Origin of the sequence: Longimicrobium sp., from assembly GCF_036554565.1 — a bacterium.
Lineage (GTDB): Bacteria > Gemmatimonadota > Gemmatimonadetes > Longimicrobiales > Longimicrobiaceae > Longimicrobium.
This window is the reverse complement of sequence record NZ_DATBNB010000314.1, coordinates 1-2,607: the sequence shown is the minus strand read 5'-3', so window position 1 is coordinate 2,607 and position 2,607 is coordinate 1. Positions and strand designations below refer to the sequence as shown.

At 68.0% G+C, this 2,607-nt stretch carries 2 protein-coding genes, 1 rRNA gene and 1 pseudogene; 3 read left to right on the top strand and 1 reads right to left on the bottom strand.

Annotation, left to right across the window (positions count from 1 at the left end; translation table 11 throughout):
• A 5S ribosomal RNA gene (gene rrf, locus VIB55_RS08550) occupies positions 1–84 on the top strand; the annotation flags it as partial.
• Between the two features lie 116 nt (positions 85–200).
• On the opposite strand, the gene VIB55_RS08545 is transcribed toward rrf, so the two are convergent.
• Entirely contained in the window at positions 201–827 is a 627-nt protein-coding gene (locus tag VIB55_RS08545; RefSeq protein ID WP_331876241.1) for a hypothetical protein, read from the bottom strand.
• Positions 828–1,492: 665 nt separating this feature from the next.
• On the opposite strand from VIB55_RS08545, the gene VIB55_RS08540 reads away from it, so the two are divergent.
• Together VIB55_RS08540 and VIB55_RS08535 are read left to right on the top strand one after the other, a co-directional pair.
• Entirely contained in the window at positions 1,493–2,107 is a 615-nt protein-coding gene (locus VIB55_RS08540; RefSeq protein ID WP_331876240.1) for a DUF4382 domain-containing protein, read from the top strand.
• A gap of 190 nt (positions 2,108–2,297) precedes the next feature.
• Positions 2,298–2,607: pseudogene (locus tag VIB55_RS08535) on the top strand (hypothetical protein); the annotation flags it as partial.

Sequence of the window (2,607 nt, the reverse complement as noted above, 5' to 3'; positions counted from 1 at the left end):
CCCATCCCGAACTCGGAAGTGAAAACCCGCTGCGCGGATGGTACTGCCGGGGCCACCCGGTGGGAGAGTACGGCGCCGCCGGCCTGTTTATTCCGAACGCTCGCCCTGATCCTCGTGATCAGGGCGGGCGTTTGGCGTTTCGTACATCCTGACTACCGCAGGGCCTCTGCGTGAGTCATGCAGTTTCCGCCCGGCGGCAGCTACCGTCCGCGAAGCTTCACCGCCCCGCGGAACGCGCTCGCCGGGACGATGCGCGTCACCGGGTCCGCGGCCGCCAGCCAGGTGGAGGCGTCCAGGTCGATGAGGAGCGTCGCGTCCTCGTTCGCGCCGCCCAAGTCCACGGGCAACTCCACCACCACGCCCTGGCCGACCGGAATCCCCACGTCCACGCGCCCGGTGAGTGTGGCCCCGCCGATGTGCAGTCCGCTAACCACGTTGGCGGTGACGGATGAGAAGGTGACGCGGGCTACGCCATACCGTTCGCGCGGCACCTCGCGCTCGGCGACGTGCATGGTGTCGCGGCCGTCCGCTCGCGCCGTGGCGGATGCGGGATCGGGCTGCAGAGCCACGGACGAGTTCCCGCGCACGAGCTCCACCCGTGCGGTGAAGCTCACCGTGCCGCTGATCCCCGCCGACTGGAACGACGCCGTTCCGCCGGGCGTGAGCGCCTGCCTGAGCGCGGGAGCCATGGACGGCGATGCGCTTGCGGTACCGTCACCCGTTGCGACGGCGTTCACTTCGCGGGCTCCCCCGCCCACCAGCTCGCCGTTGCATCCCATGGCGAGCAATCCCAGTAGGAGCGCCGACGCGCTCGCGATCATCCTCATACGTCCGTCCGCCCCTGTTGGTCGTCACAGCGCAGCACACATGCGCCGCAGTTCTTCCCCCACTGCCGCCATCTCCACCCCGCCGGAACGCGTAGAATCCAATCGCCTCCCGTAGCCGAGGTCCCGCACAATGGTGAGGGCACGCCCCGTTCCGTGTCGTGGTGATAGAGAAAAGCGTTGTGTATGCTCACGTTCCGCTCGATCCGGCGTTCCGCCACAGGGGGCGGGACTGCCGGTTTTTGTGGCAGTGCGCCGCAAGAAGCGGCAATTTGATACGAGTTCGGCGGAGGATCAGTCAGCGGCCGCGCGCCGTCCGGGGGCGCGCACTCGACTACGCCTGCAGTCCGCGAAGGCGGACTTCGTGACGTTCCAGACGCCGTTTCAACCGCCGATCTCGCGCCCGGTTGGACGCTCCCCCCTTGCTCCCCTCGCGGAACTCCACGCCCAACTCCTGCCCGCCACGCATCCGCGATTGCAAAATGTGACACTCTCCTGTCGTAGTCATGTCACAAAAATCGGCAAGCAGGCGCATCGCTGGAGGAAGGACCCGGCGAAAGTCCAGCAACCACGCGGAATTTCCCTTCGGTCCGCCGCCTGCCTTATCGGAGGCCAAGCAGCCGGCACGGTGCCGGCGGACGATACCCGGATGCACACGGAGCAACATCATGAAGAAGACGACCCTGTCAATCGCCGCAGCGGCGCTGGCCCTGTTCCTGGGCGCGTGCGACAACCCCGCCGGCAGCGGCGACAGCAACGTGCAGGTGCTGGCGCGCGGTGACGATCCCACGGCCGGCTCGCAGTCGGTCGCGGAGGCGGACGGCCCTCGCTACTCGCACACCACCGCGGAGGGAACCATCGACTTCCAGGCGCGTGTGTACGTCTACAGCAGCACCAGTGGGTGGCTGGAAGTAACGGAAGCCAGCCGTGCGGCCGGCTCTGTCGCCGCGTCGGGGCACGGCGAAGCGGAGACGGTGGCGCGCGGCCGGGTAGAGGCGGGCAGCTACTCGCGTATCCGAGTGATCTTCGAGGACGTGGACGCCACCCTGTCCGGCTCGCTCGCAGTAAGCACGGGGCTCCTGTCGGGGAGTGTGGCGGTGAACCTGGAGTCAGACGGGCAGGTGGTGGTGGAGCGCGATGCTAACGTCACGGTGTCGGCCGACGCCACGTCGCGCATTCTCATCAACCTGAATGCCGATGCGTGGCTGAACAGCGCCAACGCGCAGACGCGCACGGTAAGCGAGGCCGCCTTCCGCAGCGCGGTGCGCGTCACTGCCCAGTAAGGCGCCGCGGACGGGAAGATGACGAGGGCGGTCCCGCGACAGGGGGCCGCCCTCTTCGCTTGTGCCTGCGGCGAAACAACTTGGGGCCGCGCCCGTTCTGCATGCGCGCATCTCCCGTTGCATCGGAGCGTGGGAACGCTGATACTATGGTTCCCGCCGAACCTCCCCACCCGAGCACAAAGGAACAGCCGTGACTGAACTCGAGCGGACCCGCGGCGCGGGCGGCACCCCGGGCGGCGTGCTGGAATTCATCATCGGGCTGACGATGGCGTTCGCGGGCGCGTACCTGCTGACATCGCAGGTGGAGGTGAGCAGCGGGTTCTGGCGGGTGGGGGGCTACAACGCCTTCGGGCTGACGCTGATCCCGCTGCTCGTGGGAATCGGGATGCTGTTCTTCAACGGGCGCTCGGCCGTGGGCTGGCTGCTGGTGCTGGTGGGCGCGGCCATCATCCTGGTGGGCATCCTCTCCAACCTCCACATCTACTTCCGGCCCACCACCC